This window comes from Sphingomonas sp. (assembly GCF_017304615.1).
Taxonomy (GTDB): Bacteria; Pseudomonadota; Alphaproteobacteria; order Sphingomonadales; family Sphingomonadaceae; genus Sphingomonas.
The window spans coordinates 354,153-378,780 of sequence record NZ_JAFKLZ010000001.1 but is presented as its reverse complement, the minus strand read 5'-3'; the positions used below and the strand labels follow the sequence as shown (position 1 = coordinate 378,780).

Here is a 24,628-nt window from a genome sequence, read left to right as displayed (position 1 = left end):
GCTCTCCGACGGCAGAGGCCCCTTCCCCACCGCCCAGAGATTTTTCCCTAGAGGAAATTGAAAAATGAACGAACTGACCAACTTCGCGAACCCGGTGGCCAAGCCGGAGACCTTCGACCAGATCCAGATCGGCATCGCGTCCCCGGACCGCATCCGCTCCTGGTCGTTCGGCGAGATCAAGAAGCCCGAGACTATCAATTATCGCACGTTCAAGCCCGAGCGTGACGGCCTGTTCTGCGCGCGCATCTTCGGTCCGATCAAGGATTACGAGTGCCTGTGCGGCAAGTACAAGCGCATGAAGTACAAGGGCATTGTCTGCGAAAAGTGCGGCGTGGAAGTGACCGTCTCGAAGGTCCGCCGCGAGCGCATGGGCCATATCGAGCTGGCCGCGCCGGTCGCGCACATCTGGTTCCTGAAGTCGCTGCCGAGCCGCATCGGCCTGCTGCTCGACATGCAGCTCAAGCAGCTCGAGCGCGTGCTCTATTTCGAGGCGTATATCGTGATCGAGCCGGGCGTGACCCCGCTCGAGCGCTATCAGCTGCTCACCGAAGACGAGCTGCTCGAAGCGCAGGACGAATATGGTGAGGACGCCTTCACCGCCGGGATCGGCGCTGAAGCCGTGCGCATCATGCTCGAGAATCTCGACCTCGAGGGCGAGAAGGTCGCGCTCATGGAAGAGCTGGCGACGACCAAGTCGGAGCTGAAGCCCAAGAAGATCATCAAGCGACTGAAGGTCGTCGAGAGCTTCATCGAATCGGGCAATCGCCCCGAATGGATGATTCTCGAAGTAGTGCCGGTCATCCCGCCCGAACTGCGCCCGCTGGTGCCGCTGGACGGTGGTCGCTTCGCGACGTCGGATCTCAACGACCTGTATCGCCGCGTGATCAATCGCAACAACCGCCTCAAGCGCCTGATGGAGCTGCGCGCGCCGGACATCATCGTCCGCAACGAAAAGCGCATGCTGCAGGAAGCCGTTGACGCGCTGTTCGACAATGGCCGCCGTGGTCGCACGATCACGGGCGCTAACAAGCGTCCGCTGAAGTCGCTGTCCGACATGCTCAAGGGCAAGCAGGGCCGCTTCCGTCAGAACCTGCTCGGCAAGCGCGTCGACTATTCGGGCCGTTCGGTCATCGTGACCGGTCCGGAGCTCAAGCTGCACCAGTGCGGCCTGCCGAAGAAGATGGCGCTCGAGCTGTTCAAGCCGTTCATCTACGCCCGTCTCGATGCCAAGGGTCTGTCCATGACCCTGAAGCAGGCGAAGAAGTGGGTCGAGAAGGAGCGCAAGGAAGTCTGGGACATCCTGGACGAAGTGATCCGCGAGCACCCGGTTCTGCTGAACCGCGCGCCGACGCTCCACCGTCTGGGCATCCAGGCGTTCGAGCCGGTGCTGATCGAAGGCAAGGCGATCCAGCTCCACCCGCTGGTCTGCTCGGCGTTCAACGCCGACTTCGACGGTGACCAGATGGCCGTCCACGTTCCGCTGAGCCTTGAGGCCCAGCTCGAAGCGCGCGTCCTGATGATGTCGACCAACAACATCCTGTCGCCGGCGAACGGCAAGCCGATCATCGTGCCGTCGCAGGACATGGTGCTGGGGCTGTATTACTTGTCGATGATGAAGGAAGGCGAGCCCGGCGAGGGCATGATCCTGTCCGACATGCAGGAGGTGCATCAGGCGCTCAACGCCGGCGCGGTGACGCTTCACACGAAGATCACCAGCCGCGTGCCCCAGACCGATGAGAATGGCGTCAGCCACATGAAGCGGTTCGAGACGACGCCGGGCCGCATGCTGCTCGGCGAAACCCTGCCCAAGTCGCACAAGGTGCCGTTCGAAACGGTCAACCGCCTGCTGACCAAGAAGGACGTCACCGACGTCATCGACGAAGTGTATCGCCACACCGGCCAGAAGGAGACCGTGCTGTTCGCCGATGCGATCATGGCGCTCGGCTTCCGTCACGCGTTCCGCGCCGGCATTTCGTTCGGCAAGGACGACATGATCATCGCGCCGGACAAAGACAAGCTGGTCGACGAGACGCGCGAGCAGGTGAAGGACTTCGAGCAGCAGTATCAGGACGGCCTGATCACGCAGCAGGAGAAGTACAACAAGGTCATCGACGCGTGGTCGCGTTGCGGTGACCAGGTCGCCAACTCGATGATGAACGAGATCAAGGCGGTCAAGAAGTATGAGGACGGCCCCAACAAGGGTCGCGAGAAGCCGATCAACTCGATCTACATGATGGCGCACTCGGGTGCCCGCGGTTCGCAGGCGCAGATCAAGCAGCTCGCCGGCATGCGCGGCCTGATGGCCAAGCCGTCGGGCGAGATCATCGAGACGCCGATCATCTCGAACTTCAAGGAAGGCCTGACCGTCCTCGAATATTTCAACTCGACCCACGGCGCTCGCAAGGGCCTCGCGGACACCGCGTTGAAGACGGCGAACTCGGGTTACCTGACTCGCCGCCTGGTCGACGTGTCGCAGGACTGCGTCGTGATGGAAGAGGATTGCGGCACCGAGCGCATGCTCGAAATGCGCGCGATCGTCCAGGGCGGCTCGGTCATCGCGTCGCTCGGCGAACGCATCCTGGGCCGCACCACGGCCGAGGACGTGGTCGATCCGAAGACCGGCAAGGTCGTCATCCCGTCGGGCACCTTGCTCGACGAGCCGATGATCGCGCAGATCGAAGCGATCGGCATCCAGGGCATGAAGATCCGCTCGCCGCTGGTCTGCGAAGCCAAGATCGGCGTCTGCGGCAAGTGCTACGGGCGTGACCTCGCTCGCGGCACCCCGGTGAACATCGGCGAAGCGGTCGGCGTCATCGCGGCGCAGTCGATCGGCGAGCCGGGCACGCAGCTGACGATGCGCACGTTCCACATCGGTGGCGCAGCACAGCTCAACGAAACATCCAACCTGGAGGCGCATGCCGACGGCACGGTCGAGTTCCGCGATCTGCGCCTGATCGTCGATCAACGCGGCCGCCGCGTGGTGCTCTCCCGTTCGGGCGAGATCGCGATCAAGGATATGGACGGCCGTGAGCTTTCGGTCGATCGTATCCCCTACGGCGCCTACGTGATGTTCGACGACGGTCACATCGTGACCAAGGGCGACCGCATGGCCGAATGGGATCCGTTCACCATGCCGGTGATCACGGAAACCGGCGGCACGGTGAAGTATGTCGATCTGATCGAGGGCAAGACGCTCACCGAGCAGACCGACGAAGCCACCGGCATCGCCCAGCGCGTCGTGACCGAAAACCGCACGACAGGCGGCGCCAAGGCCAAGGAAGACCTTCGTCCGCGCCTGACCCTGACCGGGTCGGATGCCGGCGAGGCCGCGCGCTACATGCTGGCGCCGGGCGCGGTGCTGTCGGTCGACGACAACGCCACGGTCCAGGCCGGTGACGTCGTCGCCCGTGTCGCTCGCGAGTCGGCAAAGACTCGCGACATCACCGGCGGTCTGCCGCGCGTCGCCGAACTGTTCGAAGCCCGCATTCCCAAGGACTCGGCGATCATCGCCAAGGTCTCGGGCCGCGTCGTGTTCGGCAAGGACTACAAGGCCAAGCGCAAGATCGGCATCCAGCCCGAGGATGGCGGCGAGGTCGTGGAGTATCTGGTGCCTAAGTCGAAGGTCATCGACGTTCAGGAAGGCGACTACGTCAAGCGCGGTGATAACCTGATCGGCGGCTCGCCCGATCCGCACGACATCTTGGAGACGATGGGTGTCGAGCCGCTGGCAGAATATCTCGTTGCGGAAATCCAGGAAGTCTATCGACTGCAGGGCGTGAAGATCAACGACAAGCACATCGAGGTGATCGTTCGCCAGATGCTACAGAAGGTCGAGATCACCGACGGTGGCGACACCACGCTGCTGAAGGGCGAACAGGTCGATCGTGCCGAAATGGACGAGACCAACGAGAAGCTCGACAAGAAGCAGCGTAAGGCGGAGGGCAAGCCCGTCCTGCTCGGCATCACCAAGGCGTCGCTGCAGACTCGCAGCTTCATCTCGGCGGCGTCGTTCCAGGAAACCACCCGCGTCCTTACCGAGGCGGCGGTCCAGGGCAAACAGGACACGCTGATCGGCCTGAAGGAGAACGTGATCGTCGGCCGCCTCATCCCCGCCGGGACCGGCGCGGGCATGAACCGCCTGCGTGTCGCCGCCTCGAGCCGTGACGCCGCTTTGCGTGTCCAGCAGCGTGCGCTGCAGGATGCGCTGATCGCGCCGAACTCGGCCGAAGAAGAGCATGCAGCGGAACTGGCCCGTTCGGCGCGCGACGCCGGGGGCACCCGCGACGCGCTCGCATCGGTCGAAGCATCCGGCGACGGCAGTGACGCGGCTGCGGGGGACTACCTGAACGAGGCCGAGTGATCGGCTAAGTTCGGCGTATTTTCGCTAACAAGGAATACCGCCGTCCGGAAATGTCCGGGCGGCGGTTTCTTTTTGCGCGGGCCGCCCCATCTAGGCGCGACACCAGAAACGGAGGGGATCGATGGCCACCGACCTGCACACGCTTACCGCACCGACATTCGTCCGCGCGCTCACGTCGCTATCGAAGATCCTCGACAAAGCACGCGCCTTCGCCACCGAGACGGGAATGCCCGAACAGGAATTGCTCCGCGCCCGACTGATTGAGGACATGGGCAATCTGGTGTCGCAAATCCAACGCGTCAGCGACAGCGCCAAAGGTTGCATGGTGCGGCTCGGCGAGGTCGAAAACGTCGTGATGGAGGATAACGAGACGACGTTCGACGACCTGCAGGCACGCATCCAGAAGACAATCGACTTCGTGAACACAGTCCCCGCCGAGGCGATCAATGGTCGCGAGGATGCGTCGGTTGTCCTCAAATTCCCGAACGGCGAATTCACCTTCACCGGGCGCGACTATGTGCTCGGGTTCGTGCTACCCAACTTCTACTTCCACGTCACCACCGCCTACGACATCCTGCGCATGAAGGGCGTGCCGATTGGCAAACGCGACTATCTCGGGGGGATATAACGCTCCATTTCCACGATCCCCGTCGCGATCCGTTCGGCTTCGGCGCGGTCATGGGTTACCATCAGGATAGGCAGGCCAAGTTCATCCCGTACGTCGGCGATGGCGCGTTCGACCTCGCTCGCGCGAACTCGATCAAGCGAGGCGGTTGGCTCGTCGAGCAGCAGGAATGCCGGATCGCTGAGCAACGCGCGGCCGATCGCGACACGCTTCGCCTCGCCTCCCGACAGCGTGCGCGGCCAGCGATCGAACAAGTGCGATATGTCGAGCATATGCGCGATCGCATCGACCATCGACGCGCGTGCGCCCCCATAGTGCAGGTTCGCCGCGACGCGCATGTGCGGAAACAGCCGCGAATCCTGAAAGACGTAACCAGCCCGGCGACGCTGGACGGGCACGTCGGTCGCCGAGTCGAACAGCGTACGCCCGCCGACGCGGACATGCCCCCGATCCGGCGGGAGCAGCCCGGCGATCATGTTGAGCACGCTCGTCTTGCCGACGCCGGAAGGCCCGAACAGCACGGTGATCCCCTCTTTTGCATCAAGGCGCAATGCAACCTCGGTCTCGCCGAGCCGCTTGGCGACGTCGAGATCAAACGCCATGAATCATTGCCGCACGCATCCGCCGCGCGAGCAGTTCGGACACCACCAGCGCCGCCAGCGCGATCACGATCGATAGCGCCGCAAGACGGAGCGCGATGGCGTCGCCATCGGGCCGCTGGAGTGCCGCGTAGATTGCGAGCGGCAGCGTCTGCGTCTGGCCCGGCACATTCGACACGAAGGTGATGGTCGCACCGAACTCACCGAGCGAGCGTGCGAACCCCAGCACCGTCCCGGCCAGCACGCCGGGCATGCTAAGCGGCAATGTGATCGTGCGAAACACGCGCCAGCGTCCCGCGCCCAAAGTCCGCGCAGCGCCTTCCAACCGGTGATCGACCGCCTCGATCGACAGCCGCATCGCGCGCACCATCAGCGGCAGCGCCATCACACCCGCCGCGACGGCCGCGCCGGTCCATTTGAACAGCACTTCCCCGCTCAGCGCACCAAGCGGTCCCTTGGGCGCGAAGGCAAGCAGCAGCATCCATCCGGTCACGACCGGTGGCACGACGAGAGGAAGGTAGACGACCGCTTCGATCAGGATCTTGCCCCGCACCTTCGCCCGCGCGAGAAACCATGCGATTGCGAACGCGACCGGCAGCGTCGCCAGCGTCGCGACCAGGCCGACCTTGATCGACAAGGCGACGATGCTCCATTCGGCGGGCGTCAGCGCGCCCTCCCCGGCGCCGCGAACCCGAACCGCGCGAAGATCGCCCGGCCGCGCGGTGAAAGCAGGAAGCGGCGGAACCCCTCGCCTTCCGGATTGGTCGAACTCGCAATTCGCGCGATCGGATAGACGATCGGCGGATGGCTCGCGACCGGGAAGATGCCCGCGATGCGGACCTTCGACGACGCCCTGGCGTCGGTGAGGTAGACGATCCCGAACGGCGCCGCGCCGCACTCCACCAATGTGAGGGCGGCACGCACATTCTCGGCGCGCACGACGCGGGGGGCGACGGCATCCCAGGCGCCGAGCTTGGTCAGCGCCGCCTTGCCGTATTTGCCCGCCGGCACGCTATCGGGATCCGCCATCGCCAGCGGCCCCGCACCCAGCAGCCGCGCCAGCCGCGCTCCGTTGAGCGGCACCGCCGTCCGCCGTCCCGCCGGCTCAACGACCACCAGCCGGTTGCCGACGAGATCAGCCCGAGTTCCCGCCGCGATCAGCCGCCTAGTCGCCAGCAAATCCATCCACTCTTCATCGGCCGACACGAACAGGTCGGCGGGTGCCCCAGCCTCGATCTGCCGTGCCAGCGCGGAAGACGCCGCAAACGAGATTACCGGGCGCGGATGCCCCGCCCGCGCCCATTGGTCTGCGGCCGCGTTGAGCGATTCCTGCAGACTCGCTGCCGCCAGTACCAGCGGCGCAGTCGGCGACGGTGCTGCCCCCAATCCCAGCACAGCAAGACCGGCGATCAATAAGCGGCGAGTGACGTTCGCCCCGATGCTCACCCCGCCTGCACCCGGCCCGTCCGCTGCAGCTTGCCCCACCCCACGCTGGGCCCGCGCAATGCCTGGGTGATCGCCTTCAGCACGACATAATACATGATCTGGCGATAGCCGATGCGCTGCGGGATCAGCAGCCACAGCAGCCGCCATTTTTCGCGCCGCTCCAACGCGAAGGCGACGATCGCCGAGAGTAGGTCGATCGCGGTGAAGATCAGCCAATAAGCAAGCATCTTGTCGAGGCTCGTCTGCGTCTGCGCCCAACCATGCGCTTCGATTGCAAACCAAGTTGTGACCATGCTGATGAGCAACGCGAGGTCGATGATCGGGCTGATCGCGGCGAGCAGCACCTGGAATATGATCGCCTGCGGTACCCCGATCCATGCGAGGCCGCGCGGCCGTCCGGTCCGCATGATCCCGCCATGCTTCCACAGGCATTGCAGCGTACCGTACGCCCAGCGGAAACGCTGCTTGGCAAGGCCGGCGAAACTTTCCGGGCTTTCGGTCCAGGCGACGGCATATTGGTCATAGGACACACGCCAACCCATGCGCTGGATCGCGATCGTCAGGTCCTGATCCTCGGCCAGCGTATCGTGCGGATAGCCGCCGACCTCGCGGACCGCCGCGAGACGCCACGCACCGACCGCGCCGGGGACGACCATCATGGCGTTGAGGCTCGACAGCGCGCGGCGCTCCAGGTTCTGCGCCGTAATATATTCGAGCGCTTGCCACCGCGTGATCAGGTTCACCCGGTTCCCGACCTTCGCATTCCCCGCGACCGCGCCAAGGTGGGGGTCAACGAACCAGCGCGCCAGCCGCGCGATCGTGGTCGGCTCGAACTGCGTATCGGCGTCGAGCGCGATAACGATTTCGCCCTGCGCCAGCTCGAGTCCGCGGTTGAGCGCCCGCGCTTTGCCGCCATTTTCGAGCGTGACCAGCCGCACGCGCGGTTCGTCGGCGAACTGTTCCGCGACGATCGCACTCGTCCGATCCTTCGATCCGTCGTCGATCACGATCACTTCTATCTTTACGTCAGTCGATGCGAGCACGGTCCTGACCGATCGTTCGATCACCGCCTCCTCGTTGAACGCCGGGATCATCACCGTCACGAAACGGTCCGGATCGATCGCTGGGAAGATCGTCCGCCCCTCGCGCCGCGCCTGGATCAGCGCCAGTGCCGACAGCACGACCGCGCGCAGGATGCCGATCGAGATCGCGAAGACGAATATCCAGCCCAGCGCCGTCACGATCGCGCCCAGCGTCCCGAACAGAAAGAGATCGACCTCCGCCGCCGTCCGATCACTCGCCGAAATCGGAGGCATCGCGACGTCGCGCGGAATGCCCGCGAGCCGCGACACCGGCACGAACGTGTAGCCCTGCGCGCGCAGCCGGTCGATGATGATCGGCAAGGCCTCGACGGTCTGCGACCGGTCGCCGCCCGCATCATGGAGCAGCACGATATTGTGGCTGCACTCATCTTCGCCGCCGCTCGAACAGCCGGTGTCGCCCTTCAGCACGCCGTTCACGACATTGTCGACGATCGCCTGGACGCCGGGCCGCTGCCAATCCTCGGCATCGACGTGCAGCCCGACCGAGATGTAGCCCCGGTTCTGCGCCTGTAGCGCGGGGCCGATTTCGTCGGCGGTGGTCGGCTCGGCGTCGCCGAAATAGGGTGCGCGGAACAGTTTGAGCGAGCGGCCGGTAAAGGCCTGGAACAACCGCTGCGTCGTGTTGAGCTGAACGTCGGTTTCGGTATCCGATGCACCCGCCAGATTGGGGTGCGTGTAGGTGTGACTGCCGACTTCATGCCCTTCGTCGATGATCCGCTTCAGCAGACTGCGTTCGGTCAGGGCATTCTCGCCAACGATGAAGAAGGTCGCGGGTACGCCCTCGCGTTTCAGCACGTCGAGTATCTTTGGCGTCCATACCGGATCGGGCCCGTCGTCGAAGGTCAGCGCGATCTCCTTGGGGCGATAGCCGGTGCGCTGGACGAGATACTGGCTGGGCAACGTGAGGAAGCGTGCGTCGATGATCGTGCCGCCGGGGCCGGTGACGATGTCGCGCTTGCCCGCAGTCGGCACCGCGCCGATCTTCAGGATCTCGCCCTTGCCCTCAATATCGACGTCGGTGCCGGGCGGGATGTCGGTGATCGACGATGCTGGCGGCAAGGTCGGATGCGACCGCCCGAACAAGGACCACAGGCCGGGATCCTCGGCCCCCAGCCGCCACAATGCCACGCCGCCGATCCCTGCGCGGCGCAGGAAGGCAATCTGGTTATAGGCCGACGCCGCATCGAGCAGCCAGATGACGTGTTTGCCGTCGTCATCCTCATAGGCGAAGCCCGAATTGCCGGTCGCGCGGTCGAATATCGGCATCGCGTCCGATTCGCGGGCGGCCTGCCACGCTTCCTCGACGGTCATCGGGTCGCCGCCTTTACCGTACCAGTCGTAACCGTAATTGCCGATCGCCACGACCAGCTTCGACGCCGGAATGCCGCGTGCGGCGTCGGTGACGACCTTGGCAAACCATGCCTGCGACGCGATCGGGCCGGGCGGACCCGACAGTTCGTGTTCGTCGTAGCTCATCAGGAACACGCGATCGACGATCTTCGCATAGGCGGGTAGGTTCCACGACGGATCGCCAAGCGGTGCCGCCATCGCGATCAGCCAGCCATGCTTGTCGAACCGCGTATTCGCCTCGTTCAGGAATGCGAGGTAATCGGCCTGGGCGGACGGCGGCAGTTCTTCGAAGTCGAAAAACGCACCACTCGCGTGGTTCGCCGCCAACCAAGGTTCGATCCGGTCGAGCAACGCGGCGCGCTGTTTTGGGTCGTGGAGCAACGCCGCCATCCCACCGCCGTCCCACTTCCCCTGGATCGCGTTCTGGATCATCGGCAGGATCAGCGGTCGGCGCGGCGCGGCGTTCAGAACCGCACGGCCGGCGGGATCGGGAAAGGTCGTGATCGTGTGCTGCGGCCCGGTGATCGACGCCCAGCCAGGGATCACCCAGTCGAGTTCGTCGACGTGCCGACGCAGCGATTCCGCCGATTGCGCGTCCCACGGCACGTGAAACGCGATCGCCAGCGGCACGTTGCCGGCGTCCTTCGCCGCCTTGGCGCGCGTTTCGCCGGTCAGGCGGCGGGCGTACCAGTCGATCGTCCGCTTGGTCCGCTTGAGGACGGTGTCGCGGGGCAGGTCGACCTTGTGGCTTGGATGCTCCGAACTGAACGGCAGCAACGGCTGGGCCGGCACGATCCCGATCGAGACCGAGAACAGCACGACGGCCAGTAACAGGAGCGCGGTGAACGACGCGACGCCCAGCGCAAAGCGGCGGCGGCGGCGGCCTGACGGATCATAGAAGACGGGCGCGCCGGGGGTCGACATCGTGCAGCGTCGTGGCACCGCACGCCGCGCGCTTCAAGCGCGATAGGATGAAAAAGCGCCAACGCGGCGGGTTCATGGTGAACCCGCCGTTTGAAGGAACGATTACCGGTAGCGCCAGCCGTTATTGTAGCGATAGCGATGCTGCCAGTACCGTCGGCCATCCCAATAGCCGCGACCGTGATAGTAATTGCCGATCACGAGACCCACGCTGGGCGCGGCGACGACGGCGCCGGGCGGTGGGCGATAAGGAATACAGCGGCCATAAGCCCCACGATGCCACCCGCGGCCACAGCCTTCACGTGCTTCGGCCGGAACGGCGGCAAAGGCAGCGACGGCGGTGCTGGCGACCATGGCCGCGGTAATCAACTTGTTCATGGCGGACCTCTCGATACAGTTACACGGGGATCGTCCGAACGGACCGGCTGGAAACACAAGCTTTGCTGACCTGTTCCGACGTCCCGGCATGACAACGCGCGGGCTACGCGAACCCTTCGTCAGATCCGGGTCGCGAACCAGATGACGTGGCGCGGCCCCTTGCCGTTGCTGCGCGCACGGACAACCACCTCCTCGACGGCGAATCCGGCGTCCTTGAGCCGGCGAGCGAAACGCGGATCGGGCGCCGCGGACCAGACCGCCAGCACGCCGCCCGGTTTCAGTGCGGCACGCGCCGCGTCGAGTCCCCTGGCAGAATAGAGCCGCCCGTTGCTGGCGCGCGTCAGCCCGTCGGGGCCATTGTCGACGTCGAGCAGGATCGCGTCATGGTCTCCCTGCGCGTCGTCGATCAGCGCGGCGACATCGTCGCGGACTACCGCCACGCGCGGATCGTCGAGGCATCCGGCGGCCAGTTCGGTCATTGGCCCGCGCGCCCAGTCGATGATCTCCGGCACCAGTTCGGCGACCGTGACGCGTGCCTTGTCGCCCACCACCGCCAGCGCGGCGCGCAGCGTGAAGCCCATGCCGTAACCGCCGATCAGCCAGTGCTGCGCCGCCCGCCCCTTCAGCCGCTCCGCGGTCATCGTCGCGAGCGCTTCCTCGGACCCGCTCATCCGGCTGTTCATCAGCTCGTTGCGATCGAGCACGATCATGAAATCGCCGCCGCGCCGGAAAAGGCGCAGTTCGTCGTTGGTTCCGGGTATCTTCGCGACGTCGAGGAGCTCGCGCGGGGTCAGCCTTCATCCCCCATCCGCAGCGCGGCGATGAACGCTTCCTGCGGGATACTGACCGAACCGTATTCGCGCATCTTCGCCTTACCCTTCTTCTGCTTTTCCAGCAGCTTGCGCTTGCGCGTCGCGTCGCCGCCGTAGCATTTCGCGGTCACGTCCTTGCGCATCGCGCTGATCGTTTCGCGCGCGATGACCTTGCCGCCGATCGCCGCTTGGATCGGGATCTTGAACAGGTGGCGCGGGATCAGTTCCTTCAGCCGCTCGACCATGCCGCGCCCGCGCACTTCGGCGGTCGCGCGGTGCACGATCATGCTCAGCGCATCGACCGGCTCCTCGTTGACCAGGATGCCCATCTTGACGAGGTCGCCCTCGCGATAGCCGATCTGATGGTAGTCGAAGCTCGCGTAGCCCTTCGACAGCGATTTCAGCCGGTCGTAGAAATCAAACACCACTTCGTTGAGCGGCAATTCGTAGGTCACCTGCGCGCGACCGCTGACATAGGTCAGGTTCTTCTGAATGCCGCGCCGGTCCTGGCAGAGCTTCAGGATGCTGCCGAGATATTCGTCGGGCGTGTAGATCGTCGCTTCGATCCACGGCTCGGCGATGCTTTCGATCTTGTTCGGCTCCGGCATGTCCGCGGGGTTGTGCAGTTCGATATGCCCGCCGCCGTGCGTCAGCTCGATCTGGTACACCACCGACGGCGCGGTGGTGATGAGGTCGAGGTCGTATTCGCGCGTCAGCCGCTCCTGGATGATCTCTAGGTGCAGCAGCCCCAGGAACCCGCAGCGGAAGCCGAAGCCGAGCGCGGCCGACGTCTCCATTTCGAAGGAGAAGCTGGCGTCGTTGAGGCGCAGCTTCGAAATCGACTCACGAAGCTTCTCGAAGTCGTTGGCATCGACTGGAAACAGGCCGCAGAACACCACGGGCTGGACTTCCTTGAAGCCCGGCAGCGCCTCGGCGGCAGACCGCTTGGCATCGGTCAGCGTGTCCCCAACACGAGCCTGCGCCACATCCTTGATCTGCGCGGTGATGAAGCCGATCTCGCCCGGCCCAAGCTCGGTCAGTTGCTCGATCTTGGGGCGGAAGCAGCCGACGCGATCGATCAGGTGCGTCGTACCGGCCTGCATGAAGGTAACTTGCTGGCCCTTCTTGAGCACCCCGTCCATCACGCGGACGAGGATCATCACGCCGAGATAGGGATCGTACCAGCTGTCCACCAGCATCGCTTTCAGCGGGGCGGTCGCGTCGCCCTTCGGCGCCGGAATGCGTTCGACCACGGCATCCAGGATTTCCTCGATCCCAATCCCGGACTTGGCTGAAGCCAGCACGGCGCCGGAAGCATCGAGTCCGATCACTTCCTCGATCTCGGCCCGCACCTTTTCCGGCTCGGCGGCTGGCAGGTCGATCTTGTTGATGACGGGCACGATCTCATGGTCGTGCTCGATCGACTGATAGACGTTGGCGAGCGTCTGCGCCTCGACCCCCTGTGCCGCGTCCACCACCAGCAGCGCGCCTTCGCACGCCGCCAGACTCCGCGACACTTCGTAGGCGAAATCGACGTGCCCCGGCGTGTCCATCAGGTTGAGCTCGTAGCCCTTCCATTCCAGGCGCACGGTCTGCGCCTTGATGGTGATGCCGCGCTCCTTCTCGATCTCCATATTGTCGAGCACCTGCGCCGACATTTCGCGATCGGACAGACCGCCGGTGCGCTGGATCAACCGATCGGCGAGCGTCGACTTCCCGTGGTCGATGTGCGCGATGATCGAAAAATTGCGGATCTTGTCGAGAGGCGTGGTCATGATTGGCGCGCCCCTAGCAGGAGCGACGCCAAACGCCAAAGGATCAAGCGGACATCGTCCCCAGGATCACCTTGAGCGCATTCAGGTAACGCTCCTCCCCCTCGCCGCCGACCAGCGCCCAGCGTACGCCGCGGCGTTCGAGCACTTCCTTAGACAGATGGAAGAAGCGCTGCCGTTTTTCGGGCGTGCCGAACATGCGCGTCCCGTCCTCAACCCATGGCAGGTCGATGTCGAACAACAGGTACAGGTCGGCCGTCCCGGTCCAGGCGTCGAACCACGGATCGTGCTTGCCATAGAGCATTTCCGCCCAGACTTGCGTCATCAGCGGATCGGTATCGAGGATCACCGGCGTACGCCCGCTGGCGATCGCCGAACGCGATTGCGCGTCGTGCGCCTGCGCGATCGCCACCAGATCGGACATCGTCCATCCCGTTCCGAACGCCTCGGTATAGGTACGGCCATATTCGACCACGCACGCCGAGCCGAAATGCCGCGCCAGGTCGGGCGCGATCGTCGACTTGCCGGTGCTTTCGGGGCCGTGGAGACAGATGGAGCGGAGTTTCATGCCGCGGCCCCTTGCCGCGCCGCTTGCCAGCGCGCCAGCCCCCAAATCGCCATGCCGAGCAGAACGATATAGAGACCTGTCGTGATCCAGAGCGGATGCAGGGGGTCGATCACGGATTTATAGCTGTAGAGTCCGACTGACAGCACGTTCGCGAGTATCCATAGCCACCAATTCTCCAGCTTGCGCAACGCCATCAGGATCTGGGCGGCGATGCTCGTCATCGCGACGCTCGCGTCCCAATAAGGTAGCGCTGCATCAGTGGTGGCATGCATCAGCCAGCCCCACGCGGCGACCGCCACAGCGATCCCGCCGGCCCAAGCAAAACGTCGGCCGACGCCCATCCTCTCGACGACGACCTCGCCCGCGTCGGCCTGGGATTTACGCCATTGGGCCAGGCCATAGACGTTGAGAATAAGGAAGAAGACCTGCAGCAGCATGTCGCTGTAGAGCTTGGCGTGGAAAAAAATCCAGCCGTAGATCGCGACCCCGGCGATCCCAAACGCGTAGTTCCAGATGCTACGCCGCGCGACGAGCCAAACGTTGATGGCGATGAGACTGGCGGCCGCCCATTGAATAAGCGACATCTCGCTCAAGAAGGCGTGGGCAATGTCGAACGACGTCATCGGCCCGCCATATCGAGCGATCGCGACATGGTCGAGGGTGGCGGAAAACACCTATCGTGCGATTCGGCGCTCTGGTAAATCGTTCGGGCTTGGGGATCGCGAAGGGCTGGGCCGGACTATGCGCCCGTCGTCCGCCATCGCGGCCGCGAATGGGGTATTCAACTAGGGAGATAGGAATGATCAGAACTTCGACGGCGGCCATGGCCGCTCTCGCATTGTGTCTGTCGAGCGGAGAATCGCTGGCCCAGAGCAAGATGGCCAAGCCGAGCAGCGGCCAGAAGCTGCAAGAGCAAACGATGAACGACGTGCCGCGGTGCAAGCGCAAGCTTGGTACGGTCTCGATCGTCGACGGTGACGATCCGCGCGCCTGGACGCAATATTCGCTCGCGCCTCCCCAAAAACTGCTCAAGGTCCTGGTGCAGCGATCCGGCTGCTTCAACATCGTCGATCGCGGCTCCGGGCTGCAGGCGGCCGAGCGGGAGCGCAACATCGGCGGCAATCTGGGGCTGCAACGCGGCTCCAATGTCGGCAACGGGCAGATCAAGGCGGCGGACTATGTGCTGATAGCGGAGATTTCCGGCGCCAACAGCAACGTCAGCGGCGGCGGCGCGGGCGCCGCGGTCGGTGGGATCATCGGCGGCGGCGTCGGCGGCCTGATCGGCGGGATCCGCAGCAAGAAGATGGAGGCCAACACCGTCCTGTCGCTGACCAACGTCCGCACGACAGAAACGCTCGCGACCGTGGACGGCTATGCCGCCAAGAACAGCCTCAGCTTCGCCAGCGGCGGTGGCGGGTTCTGGGGATCGGGCGGCGCGGCGGCGGTCGGCGGCGGTTACGACAATACCGACATCGGCAAGATCATCACGATCGCGTTCATCCAGGCCTATACCAAGATGGTGACCGAACTCGGCCTGGTCCAGCCCGGCGACACGGGCACTGCGGAGGCCGCACCGGCCAAGACCTTCCAGGCGCAACGGCCGGTCGTGATGCGCGTTTCGGCGATGGGGACGGCCAAGGTCGTCCGCACGCTGCCGCCGGGTGCGATCGTCTATCCGACCGGCAACAAGAACGGCCTGTGGTGGGAAGTCGCCGACGAGAATGACAATGTCGGCTGGGTGCTCAATACAGGGCTGGCTCCGACGCAATAAGCGCATCGGCGCGATCCGCTTGCCACGATGCGGCGTGGCGCTAGTTTCTATCCAACCAAGCGGGAGAGACTATGCGCCACGTCGCCATCATCGGGTCCGGCCCTGCAGGCTATTACACCGCCGAAGCATGCCAGAAACAGTTCGGCGACGACGTGCGCGTCGACATCATCGATCGCCTGCCCGTTCCCTACGGCCTGATCCGAACCGGAGTCGCGCCCGACCATCAATCGATCAAGGGCGTCAGCCGCCGCTACGAAGCGACGGCGCTCAGCGACAATGTCCGCTTCGTCGGCAACGTGACCGTTGGGGAGCACGTATCGATTCCCGAACTGCTCGATCTCTACGACGCCGTGGTGATGGCGACCGGCGCACCCGCCGACCGGCCGCTCGGCATCCCCGGCGACGATCTGCCCGGCGTGGTCGGATCGGCGGCGTTCGTCGGGTGGTATAACGGTCATCCCGACTTCGCCGATCTCGCGCCCGTGCTGAGCGGCCCTGGCGCGGTGGTGGTCGGCGCGGGCAATGTCGCGCTCGACGTCGCGCGCATCCTCGCCAAGACAGCGGCGGAGCTCGAAGGGTCGGATATTGTCAGCCATGCGCTCGACCACCTCGGCACCGCGAGCCACGAGACGATCACGATCCTCGCCCGCCGCGGCCCGCATCAGATCGCCATGACGCCCAAGGAGCTGGGCGAACTTGGCCACCTTTCCCGCGCCGCCCCCCATGTCGATCCCGCCGACCTGCCGCCCGAGGCCGACGACGCGCCGCTCGAACCCGGCTTGCGCAAATCGGTCACGCACCTCCGCAATTTCGCGACGATCGACGCGGCGGCAAAACCGATCACGATCGACTTCGATTTCTACGCGATGCCCGTCGCGATTGAGGGCGGCGGCAAGGTCGAGCGCGTCATCGTCGAGCGGACCGCAATCGGCCCGGACGGCGGCGCGCACGGCACCGGCGAGACCTATGCCGTCCCCGCGGCTTTGGTCGTGAGCTGCATCGGCTATCGCACCCCGCCGATCGAGGGCGTGCCCTATGACGCCAAGCTCGGCCGCTTCGCCAATGTCGAGGGACGGATCGGCCCCGGCCTCTACGCGGTCGGCTGGGCGCGGCGCGGCCCGACCGGCACGATCGGCACCAACCGCCCCGACGGGTTCCTGATCGCCGAACACATTGTCCAGGACACGATCGACGCCAGCGGCAAGGCGGGCCGCGCCGGCCTCGACAGGATCCTCGCCGAACGCGGCATCGACGTCGTCACTTTCCGCGACTGGCAGAAGATCGAGGCGGCGGAGAATGCCGCCGCGCGCGACGGATCCCCGCGCGAGAAATTCACTAGCATCGACGCGATGCTGGCGGCCCGGAATGCGTGATTCATCCGCTTGCACGTTAGGTAATGCGTCGGTATAGGCGCGCCTTCCAAGCAACGGACGGTCGCGAAGCATCGCCCGTCCGTCACTCCGTCGGGGAGTAGCTCAGCCTGGTAGAGCACTGCCTTCGGGAGGCAGGGGCCGGAGGTTCGAATCCTCTCTTCCCGACCATTTCCTGATAATCAGGCCGCGGGCGCGCTCTTTGTGACGGGCATGCCGCCATCCTTGTCATCGGGCCGCCGTTTTTCGATCTTGCGCCGCCAGTTGCTCAGCGGCCGTTCCACAAGCCGGTGCATTAGCATCGCATAGCCGACGGCAAGGGCGAGCGCGGCGAGCGTGGGTGCGAGGGGATGCGTGTCATCGTTCGGCGTGAACGCCTGAATGAGGCCGCTATGGACGAGGTAAAGCGTGTAGGAGAGAATCGCGACGTGCTTCGTGAAACCGTTGTTGAGCAGCCGGCAGACCAGCCCGGTGTCACGGATCGCAGTGTTGAACAGCACCATCAGTCCGACACCCTGGATCGTGTAGCGATAGGTCTGGCGAAACGCTTCGTCGCGGACCAAGAAAGTCGGGATCAGGAGGGCCGCAGCAACGACATAGCCCGCGACGCCGACGGGCAGAACATTGTCGTCATCCGCCACGGGGTTGTTCCATAGCGCCATTATCGATCCGAACAGGATCGAATCGATCCGCGTGTGGGTCCAGAAATTCACATCGACGAAGTCGGCCAGCCGGCTCACTTCCCAGACGCGGACCGCCAGCACGACTATGCAGAACCCAAGAAAGATCGCCGCGCATCGCGCGAAGCTGACCCGCCGCGCCAACAGCGCCAGCGTCAGCGGGAAGGCGAAGTAGAAATGCTCCTCGACCGCGAGCGACCATAGGCCAATCGGCGTACCGCTGAGGGGAAAATAGTTGGTCAGGAACGCGAAGTCGAACGGCAATCCCCACCACGCCAGCGGCCGTATCAGCCCAGCGAGCGACAGCAGGACGAAGAAGCCGATTGTGATATACATGGGCGGCAGGATGCGGACGACGCGGCGCAGGTAGAAGCGACGGAAATCGATCCGCCCCCTCTCCTGCAGTTCGGCCCGCAGCAACGTCGTGATCAGGTAGCCGCTGAGGAAGAAGAACAGTGTCACGCCGAACTGCCCCGGCACGACCCGTTGCAGCCCGATATGCGAACACATTACGATGATGATCGCCGCTGCACGCAGCCCGTCCAGCGCGGGTATCGCAGCGTGGTGCCGGGCTACGCCTTCGGTCAGTATCGCCACGGTTCGCCCCCCTTGCGAACGCCGAGGCCGGAGCCGGCCGAGATTACTTGGCGGGCGCGCTACCCGCCGGCGACGGCGCAGCGCCAGCGGCTGGAGGCTGCGAGAAGCCAGGCTGATACTGGATCTTCGCCTTGCCCCGCTCGGTCGACAGACGCTGCTGCAGCATCTTGCCGAGTTCGGCGTTCTTGACCGCGTTCACCGCGACCGGACGCACCTGATCACCCGCCATCGGCGCCGGCTTGCTGCCCGTGATCACGCTGACAGTAACCTTCGGCCCCAACGGCACCACGAACGGCTCGCCGGCGGGAACCTTCAGGATCTGCGCCATCATCGGCGCGGGGACCATCGCGGAGTCCATCTGCGCGTTGCCGCGATCATATTTGATGCCGTTCTTGTCGAGCACAGCGACCACATCCGTCATCGAGTGCGCAGCGCCCAATTCCTTGAGCGCATCGGGCCGCTTCGGCGTATCGAACTGGATCTGGTCGACCGCGTAGATGGTCCGCCCCGCGAACATGTTCGAATTGTCGGCCATATATTTGCTGACCTCGCCCGCGCCCGGCGTCTTCAGGCCGCCAGCGATCTTCTTGGCTAGCATCTGGACGAGCAGCGCGTCCTCCGTCTGCTGGCGGCGGACGATGAAATCGGGGTTCTGGTCGAGCCCTTCCTGACGCGCGGCGTTAGCCAGCAGCTTACGCTCGATGATCCGCTCCAGCGCCGCGTTCTGGACGAGCTTCTTGTCCGCGTTGGGCGGAATCTGCATCGTCGCCAGTTCGGCGTTCAACTCGGTCAGCGTGATTTCGTTGCCATCGACGGTGGCGACGACCTGGCCGGTCGGCGCCTTCTGGCATGCTGCGAGCAGCGAGGTGGCGGCGACCGCCACCAACAACCAGCCGCGGCGGCGCGAAAGCAGCGTGCGGTGAGAAACTCGAGTCATGTCCTTCTGTCCTTCATCTGGAATTCGAAAAACGGTGGTTGGTGATGTCCCTCAGGCCAGCGGGCCGAACAGGATGCGACGCAGCGTCGGCGGCGCAACGGCCCGCAAGTCCTCGATAAACTTGATCATCAACGGCCTGCTCATGGTCATATCGTCGTTCGGCATCGACACGCGCGCAAGCATGCCGTCGGGGTTGACGCGTGCCAGGTTGGCACGCAGCACCGCCAGGCGCTGCTCCGACCACTTGACCGGAAAGGCCTCGCCGATCCGCGTCCAGTATAGCACCTGTTCGCTGCGTTCGTTGCCGTTCGCCGAAAATGCGTTGGCGGGCATCGTCCGGCCCCCGCCGACCGGGATCAGGGTCTCCATCGTCGGCGACAGCGTATAACCGCCTGCCGGGTAGCAGATTTCCGGCCGGTGAATCTGCAGCACGCCGTCCTGATAATTCTTATAGGCGATCAACAGCATGATCACTTGCCCGTCGGGTCCCGTATAAGCCCGCGTCACCAGATTGTCGTACAGCCGCGCCGACAAGGCGTCCTCGGGCGGTAGGACCAGGCCGCTGGTCTGCTGGAACTTCCACGCGCCGACCGTGTCGGGCACCAGCGCCTTGAAGGCGTCGATCCCGATCGATGGCGCGTTGGGTTGCGGGATGCGCGCCGCGGCCGCGCCGCCGGCCGCCAGCATCGCCCCGCCGACGAAGAATGCGCGGCGGCTGACGCGGGGACCAACGCCGGTCTGTTCGGTATCGCTCATCAGAACAGCCCTTCTTTCGCGGGCGTCCGCGCGGGCGCGAACTTGCGGAGCAAGGGTCCGACCGCGGAATCGATGCCGAACAGGATCAGCAGCGCCGCCGCGAACATCGTAAGACCCGCGAAATTGTGCAGGAAGCCCTGTGCCGCCGCTTCGCCAGCGTGATAGGTCAACAGGATCAGGATCAGCACGCGGACGAAATTCGCCGCCATCGCGACCGGCACGATGAACACCGCTAGCACCAACGCGCGTAGTAGGTTCCCCGCGTGCCGTACGTAGATGTAGAAAGTCGCCAACACCGACAGCGAAATGATCGAATTGAGCCCGGCGCAGGCCGCTGCGACCAGCAACTGATACTGGCCGACCTGAATCCACACGCCGGTATATCCGATCGGATAGCCGAACATCGACAGCAGCCAGACCGCGGTCTCGGTGATCGCGATCTTCATCGGCAGCGTCAGCGCGTAGACGACCGTGTCGGGCGGCGGAAAGACGAACGCCAGGTAGAATAACGGAAACGCCAGCCGCTTCATGATGGCGCCGCCCACGATCGCGTAGAATCCGCTGAGGAGCACCGCGTACATCACATACCCTTCGATCTCGACGATCTGCGAGATGCGGGCGAGGACATAGAGCGCGAGCAGCGGCAGCATGATCGCGACCGGACGCCACCAGGGCGGCGGCGCGATCGGACCGACATCCTTCCACGCGTGGAACAGCAACCAGACGCCGGTCAAAAGCACGATCGGGCCATGGGCACCCTGTTCGGTCGACCAGCTTTCCCGCGCGACCATCAGCATGGTGGGCAAGGCGACCGCAGCGACGCCGGCAAGCAGAACGACGGCAGCCAGCAGCGCCGGACCGCGCCACCATGCCGCGCCAGGCCGCGTCGCAGACACGGCCGATGCAGCGGCCGACGACACGCCGGGTGCCGCGACGGGGTCCGAATCCGCAGCTTCGGCGCGCGCGGGCGCGTGATGGGGGTCGTCGGTCATCGCTTGTTGCACTTTGTCATACCGAACCGGACTGCCTGTCTGCCTCTCTCATCGGGAGCCGACAAACGCCCGCTGCCCGTCTTATATATCGCGGTCAGTCGTACGTTCTCATCCCGTACCGATCACCATAGCCGTAACCATAAGGGTCGGCGAATCCGCCCTTGTAGCGGTTCAACACCGTACCGAGACACGGCGCGGGATCTAGCAGCCGGACCGCCTCGGTAATCTGGCGCGCGGTCGAAACACCATGATCGACCACCAGTAGATATGCGTCGAGATACTGCATGCAGATGATCGCGTCGTCGTCAGCGAACACCGGCGGCAAGTCGAATATAACCAGCACGTCCTGCGGCATCGCGCGGAGGCGTTCCATGAAGGCGCGGAACCGGCCGGTCGTGAGGAGTTCGCTCGACGGCGCTGCGCTCCTGACGGTCGGCACCACCACAAGCTTGCTGTCGTTGATCCGCAGCGCCAGTTCGGCAGGATCGTCGACCTTACCCTCTAGATAGTCGCTCAGCCCCGTATTCGTTGGGTTGCCGAACGTATCCCAGATCGATCCCCGGCGAAGGTCGAGGTCGCACAGCATCACCGTCGTCCCGGCGGTCGCCGCCAGCGATGCCGCGAGATTGATCGACGTGAAGGTCTTGCCCGCATCCGGCGTGGCGCTGGTGACGCCGATCATCCGCCAGTTGTTGCGCGCCATGATCTTCCCGACCTGCGCGCGCAACAAGTGGTAGGCGCGCGAGCGGCGATCGCGGTTGTTGAACCCGACGATCCGCTGATCCTCGAGCTGTTCGCGCGACAAGCCCAGGACCGGAACCTGATCGATCGACGCGATCAGCGGACGCGCGGCGGACGTCGCGGAAGATCCGGCCGTTCCCATCGTCGGGGCGATCACGGGATCGGTCATTCTTGGTCTTCCTTGGGTCGGCGGCGGAACGGGTTGCGGAATACGCGCTCGGCGAGGGAGGGACGCTCATCGCCGCTGCTGGCGATCACGGGGATCAGGGCCAGCGTGGGGCTGCCCGTAATCCGCGAGATCGATCCCGGCGTACGGACGGGTTGCAGGAACATTTCGATCAACAGCGCGAGCAGGACGCCGAGGCCAAGGCCGGCGCCGATGCCACCGCCGATGATCAGCAGGCGGTTGGGCGACGCGGGTTTGTCCGGCACGACCGGCGGATCGACCACGACCAGCCGTTCGCCGAGTTGCTCGTTGGCGGCGCGGGCGCCGGCCTGCGCAGTCATCAGGCGTTGCGAAATCGCGTCATATTGCTTGTAGAGGCCGTCCAGCTTCTGCTGCAGTTGCAGGGTCAATTGCTGCACGGCGGGCGCGCGCGACTGCGAGTTGATCGTCGCCGACACCGCGCTCATTTCCTGGGCCTTGGCCGCACGCAGCTTCGCGATCTGCTCGTTGTTGAACTTGATCTGCTCGTCGATATTGTTGACCGGCACCTTCTTGATGCTGTCGGTCGCAAGGCGCTTCGCCTCCGCCAGCCGCGCCTTCGCGAGCCGGACGTCCGGGTGATCCTCCGAATATTGCGCGCGCGCCGCGGCCAGAGCCTGTTCGGCGGCGGTCACCGCCGGGTCGCGCTGATCCGACGTGGCGACGTCCGATTTCTGCAATTGCAGCGTCTGGTTCGCGCGCATCAGGTCGGCGATCTGCATGTCGTACCCGACACTGTTGCCGCCGATCGGCGTATTGGACCGCGCCAGGACGCCGCCATATTGCAGATTCAGCTTTGCGATCTGTTCTTCCAGCCCGCTTATCTCACGCTTCAGGTTGTTGCCCTGTTCGGTCAGGAATTGGACGGCCTGGTTGGCGTTCGCGACGTCCGCGGTCGAATTGAGTTCGACAATCTGTTCCATCAGGCTTTGCGCGATAGCCTGGGCTTTGGTCGGATCCGAATAAGCGAACGACAGCTTGAACGCGATCGTCCGGTCTTCGGGCTTGCTGGCGTTGAGATTGGCGTCGATCGACGTGAGCGTGATGTCGTCCCGCATCGTGTCGATGACCTGCGACAACGGCTTGCGCGCGCGGTCGGAGGAATAGAGATCGTTGGTTTCGATCAGCGCGAGCAGCTTGGGACGCGTAACGATCTGCTGACGCAGACTCTCGATCCGGCGGTTGATCAGGTCGGCGTCGTTGCCCGTGCCGATCACGTCGTTCGGCAAGCTGGGCGACTGGACCAGCAAGGTGGCGGTGGAATCGTACACCCTGGGCAACAGGAACGCCGTGGCCAGCGCCGCGATCGCCGCGACGAGAACCGGCACGATCAGGAACCATCGGCGCTGCCAGACAATCGACGGCAGCTGCGCAATGAAGCCGCCATCGCTTGCGGCCACTACGCTCTGGTCGTCTCCGCTATAATAATCGTTCACTGCCCAGCCCCAAAGGAATACTGCAACCCCAAGGCGATACCGACATTCGCCTTGCGCTGAACCTGCGGCGACCACGTCTTCGACACACTGGCCGAAACGAACGCCGTCAGCTTGTTGTTGATCTGATTGTCGTAGCGCGCCGATCCCGCCGCGAAATCGAGCGCCGGTTGCCCGCCGGTGATGAGGTCACGCGAACGGCCGGTCTGTGCGTAGGATCCCGTCAAGGACAGCCGCCCCCGTTCCGATAAGCGGGTCGAGAAATCGCCATTGATCGTGGTGGAAACGCGCACGTTGCCATTGGCCGCCGGCTGCGGGCTTCGCTGCCCGCCGAGGCAGAATTGCGAAAACTCGCCCTGCCAGCAAAGCTTCAACCGCGTCGAAATCGACGAATACTTGATGTCGGGCCGTCCGCCGCGTCCATCGATCGTGGTGAACGAACCGCCCACGGCCACCGTCGCCGTCCAGCGGGGGCCTAAACGAGTGTCCACGGACGCAAGAAAATCAGCCGTCCGCGCATCGCCCTGGGCGAGGCTGAGATAGTTGGTTACGCTATATCCGCCGATCAGGCCGACCGAGATAGACTCGTTGAGCTTGTGTGATAGGTTCAACCCGCCGTGCAGTGTGTTGTATTCGTCATAGCCGATCGAGCCGAAGCGCATCGCGCGCGCATCGAAATCGGCCGACAGGTTGGTGTAGGCCCCGAGTACGAAGTCGGCTCCGACCCCGGAACCGTATGACGTGATCCGGGTGCGCTGACCCAGGATGTTAACGTCGCTCAGCCCGGTCAAAGGGTCTACCACCGGCGTCGGATCGAGCGGGTCTGGATTGATCGGCGTTGGCCCAACAACGGACAGGCCGGGCCGGCCGATGCCGTTGAAACCGCCTTGCGTGTAAGCGAAGGAGCTGGTTCCGCGCAGAGTCAGCCATTCCGATTGACGCCGCACGATGCTGGCATCGACCGAATAATTGTCTTCCAGTCCGTACCGCCGAAGGAACTGACGAAACTGCGCCATCGCGTTGACCGCGACCGTGGTGCGCTCATCGCGAGCGATCAGCGTCGGGCGGATTTCCGCGGTCGCCGCGACCGCCGCGCCGCCGGGATTCGCTTCGTTGTAGGGATTGCTCTCTGCAGAACCGCCGACGGACGCCACCGCGCTCGCCTGAATATCCTGCGCGTGCGCGATCGCCGGCGCGCTGGCCATGGCGGCC

Annotated in this window: 20 protein-coding genes and 1 tRNA gene; 5 read left to right on the top strand and 16 right to left on the bottom strand. The window is 64.6% G+C overall.

What is annotated here, in order from left to right; genetic code table 11:
• Positions 1-64 precede the first annotated feature (64 nt).
• Both rpoC and J0J06_RS01900 read left to right on the top strand, forming a co-directional pair.
• Positions 65-4,360 (top strand): DNA-directed RNA polymerase subunit beta', encoded by a 4,296-nt coding sequence (rpoC, locus tag J0J06_RS01905; protein ID WP_294039668.1) that lies wholly within the window; start codon positions 65-67, stop codon positions 4,358-4,360.
• A gap of 121 nt (positions 4,361-4,481) precedes the next feature.
• Positions 4,482-4,988, top strand: a complete 507-nt coding sequence (locus J0J06_RS01900) for a DUF1993 family protein (protein ID WP_294039667.1) — start codon at positions 4,482-4,484, stop codon at positions 4,986-4,988.
• Here the strand turns inward: J0J06_RS01900 and J0J06_RS01895 are convergent.
• From J0J06_RS01895 to pnuC, 9 genes are all read right to left on the bottom strand, one after another.
• Positions 4,970-5,587 (bottom strand): ATP-binding cassette domain-containing protein, encoded by a 618-nt coding sequence (locus J0J06_RS01895; RefSeq protein ID WP_294039666.1) that lies wholly within the window; start codon positions 5,585-5,587, stop codon positions 4,970-4,972. The genes J0J06_RS01900 and J0J06_RS01895 overlap by 19 nt on opposite strands.
• Positions 5,577-6,251 (bottom strand): molybdate ABC transporter permease subunit, encoded by a 675-nt coding sequence (gene modB, locus J0J06_RS01890; protein ID WP_294040801.1) that lies wholly within the window; start codon positions 6,249-6,251, stop codon positions 5,577-5,579. The genes J0J06_RS01895 and modB overlap by 11 nt, the downstream gene beginning before the upstream one ends.
• Positions 6,248-6,997 (bottom strand): molybdate ABC transporter substrate-binding protein, encoded by a 750-nt coding sequence (gene modA / locus J0J06_RS01885; RefSeq protein ID WP_294040800.1) that lies wholly within the window; start codon positions 6,995-6,997, stop codon positions 6,248-6,250. The genes modB and modA overlap by 4 nt, the downstream gene beginning before the upstream one ends.
• A 29-nt stretch (positions 6,998-7,026) precedes the next feature.
• Positions 7,027-10,407 carry a glycosyltransferase gene (locus J0J06_RS01880; protein ID WP_294039665.1) on the bottom strand — a complete coding sequence of 1,127 codons (3,381 nt, stop codon included), beginning with the start codon at positions 10,405-10,407 and terminating at the stop codon, positions 7,027-7,029.
• Between the two features lie 102 nt (positions 10,408-10,509).
• On the bottom strand, positions 10,510-10,782 hold the full coding sequence (locus J0J06_RS01875) for a hypothetical protein (protein ID WP_294039664.1): 273 nt from the start codon (positions 10,780-10,782) through the stop codon (positions 10,510-10,512).
• Between the two features lie 119 nt (positions 10,783-10,901).
• Positions 10,902-11,576, bottom strand: a complete 675-nt coding sequence (locus J0J06_RS01870; RefSeq protein WP_294040799.1) for a spermidine synthase — start codon at positions 11,574-11,576, stop codon at positions 10,902-10,904.
• A complete protein-coding gene (gene lepA / locus J0J06_RS01865) occupies positions 11,573-13,369 on the bottom strand; it encodes a translation elongation factor 4 (RefSeq protein ID WP_294039663.1) in 1,797 nt (598 codons plus the stop codon). The genes J0J06_RS01870 and lepA overlap by 4 nt, the downstream gene beginning before the upstream one ends.
• Positions 13,370-13,412: 43 nt before the next feature.
• On the bottom strand, positions 13,413-13,934 hold the full coding sequence (locus J0J06_RS01860) for an ATP-binding protein (protein WP_294039662.1): 522 nt from the start codon (positions 13,932-13,934) through the stop codon (positions 13,413-13,415).
• On the bottom strand, positions 13,931-14,557 hold the full coding sequence (gene pnuC, locus J0J06_RS01855) for a nicotinamide riboside transporter PnuC (protein ID WP_294039661.1): 627 nt from the start codon (positions 14,555-14,557) through the stop codon (positions 13,931-13,933). Before pnuC ends, J0J06_RS01860 begins: the two co-directional genes overlap by 4 nt.
• Before the next feature lie 176 nt (positions 14,558-14,733).
• Here pnuC and J0J06_RS01850 point away from each other — a divergent pair, with 176 nt between their 5' ends.
• The 3 genes from J0J06_RS01850 to J0J06_RS01840 all read left to right on the top strand — a co-directional run bounded on the left by J0J06_RS01850 (position 14,734) and on the right by J0J06_RS01840 (position 17,246).
• Positions 14,734-15,705: a CsgG/HfaB family protein gene (locus J0J06_RS01850; RefSeq protein ID WP_294039660.1), complete on the top strand. Its 972-nt coding sequence runs from the start codon at positions 14,734-14,736 to the stop codon at positions 15,703-15,705.
• Positions 15,706-15,776: 71 nt separating this feature from the next.
• On the top strand, positions 15,777-17,078 hold the full coding sequence (locus J0J06_RS01845; protein ID WP_294039659.1) for an FAD-dependent oxidoreductase: 1,302 nt from the start codon (positions 15,777-15,779) through the stop codon (positions 17,076-17,078).
• A gap of 91 nt (positions 17,079-17,169) precedes the next feature.
• Positions 17,170-17,246, top strand: a tRNA-Pro gene (locus J0J06_RS01840).
• Positions 17,247-17,257: 11 nt separating this feature from the next.
• Here J0J06_RS01840 and J0J06_RS01835 read toward each other — a convergent pair.
• The 7 genes from J0J06_RS01835 to J0J06_RS01805 all read right to left on the bottom strand — a co-directional run bounded on the left by J0J06_RS01835 (position 17,258) and on the right by J0J06_RS01805 (position 24,621).
• Complete coding sequence (locus tag J0J06_RS01835; RefSeq protein ID WP_294039658.1) at positions 17,258-18,352, bottom strand: acyltransferase; 1,095 nt, start codon at positions 18,350-18,352, stop codon at positions 17,258-17,260.
• A gap of 43 nt (positions 18,353-18,395) precedes the next feature.
• Positions 18,396-19,289, bottom strand: a complete 894-nt coding sequence (locus J0J06_RS01830) for an EpsD family peptidyl-prolyl cis-trans isomerase (RefSeq protein WP_294039657.1) — start codon at positions 19,287-19,289, stop codon at positions 18,396-18,398.
• Positions 19,290-19,340: 51 nt separating this feature from the next.
• The gene (epsI, locus tag J0J06_RS01825; protein ID WP_294039656.1) at positions 19,341-20,045 is read right to left on the bottom strand and encodes an exosortase-associated protein EpsI, V-type; all 705 of its coding nucleotides are present in this window, start codon (positions 20,043-20,045) and stop codon (positions 19,341-19,343) included.
• Positions 20,045-21,037 carry an exosortase V gene (gene xrtV, locus J0J06_RS01820; protein ID WP_294039655.1) on the bottom strand — a complete coding sequence of 331 codons (993 nt, stop codon included), beginning with the start codon at positions 21,035-21,037 and terminating at the stop codon, positions 20,045-20,047. The genes epsI and xrtV overlap by 1 nt, the downstream gene beginning before the upstream one ends.
• 94 nt (positions 21,038-21,131) lie before the next feature.
• Positions 21,132-21,947, bottom strand: a complete 816-nt coding sequence (locus tag J0J06_RS01815) for a CpsD/CapB family tyrosine-protein kinase (RefSeq protein ID WP_294039654.1) — start codon at positions 21,945-21,947, stop codon at positions 21,132-21,134.
• Positions 21,944-23,419, bottom strand: coding sequence for a Wzz/FepE/Etk N-terminal domain-containing protein (locus J0J06_RS01810; RefSeq protein ID WP_294039653.1), 1,476 nt, complete (start codon positions 23,417-23,419; stop codon positions 21,944-21,946). The genes J0J06_RS01815 and J0J06_RS01810 overlap by 4 nt, the downstream gene beginning before the upstream one ends.
• Entirely contained in the window at positions 23,416-24,621 is a 1,206-nt protein-coding gene (locus tag J0J06_RS01805; protein ID WP_294039652.1) for a hypothetical protein, read from the bottom strand. Before J0J06_RS01805 ends, J0J06_RS01810 begins: the two co-directional genes overlap by 4 nt.
• Between the last annotated feature and the right edge of the window lie 7 nt (positions 24,622-24,628).

What these genes read in the sequence shown, in the direction of transcription:
- J0J06_RS01805 (WP_294039652.1), bottom strand. Translation starts at nt 24,621, where the DNA reads ATGGCCAGCGCGCCGGCGATCGCGCACGCGCAGGATATTCAGGCGAGC.
- lepA (WP_294039663.1), bottom strand. Translation starts at nt 13,369, where the DNA reads ATGACCACGCCTCTCGACAAGATCCGCAATTTTTCGATCATCGCGCAC.
- pnuC (WP_294039661.1), bottom strand. Translation starts at nt 14,557, where the DNA reads ATGACGTCGTTCGACATTGCCCACGCCTTCTTGAGCGAGATGTCGCTT.
- J0J06_RS01845 (WP_294039659.1), top strand. Translation starts at nt 15,777, where the DNA reads ATGCGCCACGTCGCCATCATCGGGTCCGGCCCTGCAGGCTATTACACC.
- J0J06_RS01880 (WP_294039665.1), bottom strand. Translation starts at nt 10,407, where the DNA reads ATGTCGACCCCCGGCGCGCCCGTCTTCTATGATCCGTCAGGCCGCCGC.
- J0J06_RS01830 (WP_294039657.1), bottom strand. Translation starts at nt 19,289, where the DNA reads ATGACTCGAGTTTCTCACCGCACGCTGCTTTCGCGCCGCCGCGGCTGG.
- epsI (WP_294039656.1), bottom strand. Translation starts at nt 20,045, where the DNA reads ATGAGCGATACCGAACAGACCGGCGTTGGTCCCCGCGTCAGCCGCCGC.
- rpoC (WP_294039668.1), top strand. Translation starts at nt 65, where the DNA reads ATGAACGAACTGACCAACTTCGCGAACCCGGTGGCCAAGCCGGAGACC.
- J0J06_RS01895 (WP_294039666.1), bottom strand. Translation starts at nt 5,587, where the DNA reads ATGGCGTTTGATCTCGACGTCGCCAAGCGGCTCGGCGAGACCGAGGTT.
- J0J06_RS01875 (WP_294039664.1), bottom strand. Translation starts at nt 10,782, where the DNA reads ATGAACAAGTTGATTACCGCGGCCATGGTCGCCAGCACCGCCGTCGCT.
- J0J06_RS01850 (WP_294039660.1), top strand. Translation starts at nt 14,734, where the DNA reads ATGATCAGAACTTCGACGGCGGCCATGGCCGCTCTCGCATTGTGTCTG.
- J0J06_RS01860 (WP_294039662.1), bottom strand. Translation starts at nt 13,934, where the DNA reads ATGAAACTCCGCTCCATCTGTCTCCACGGCCCCGAAAGCACCGGCAAG.
- xrtV (WP_294039655.1), bottom strand. Translation starts at nt 21,037, where the DNA reads ATGACCGACGACCCCCATCACGCGCCCGCGCGCGCCGAAGCTGCGGAT.
- J0J06_RS01900 (WP_294039667.1), top strand. Translation starts at nt 4,482, where the DNA reads ATGGCCACCGACCTGCACACGCTTACCGCACCGACATTCGTCCGCGCG.
- J0J06_RS01815 (WP_294039654.1), bottom strand. Translation starts at nt 21,947, where the DNA reads ATGACCGATCCCGTGATCGCCCCGACGATGGGAACGGCCGGATCTTCC.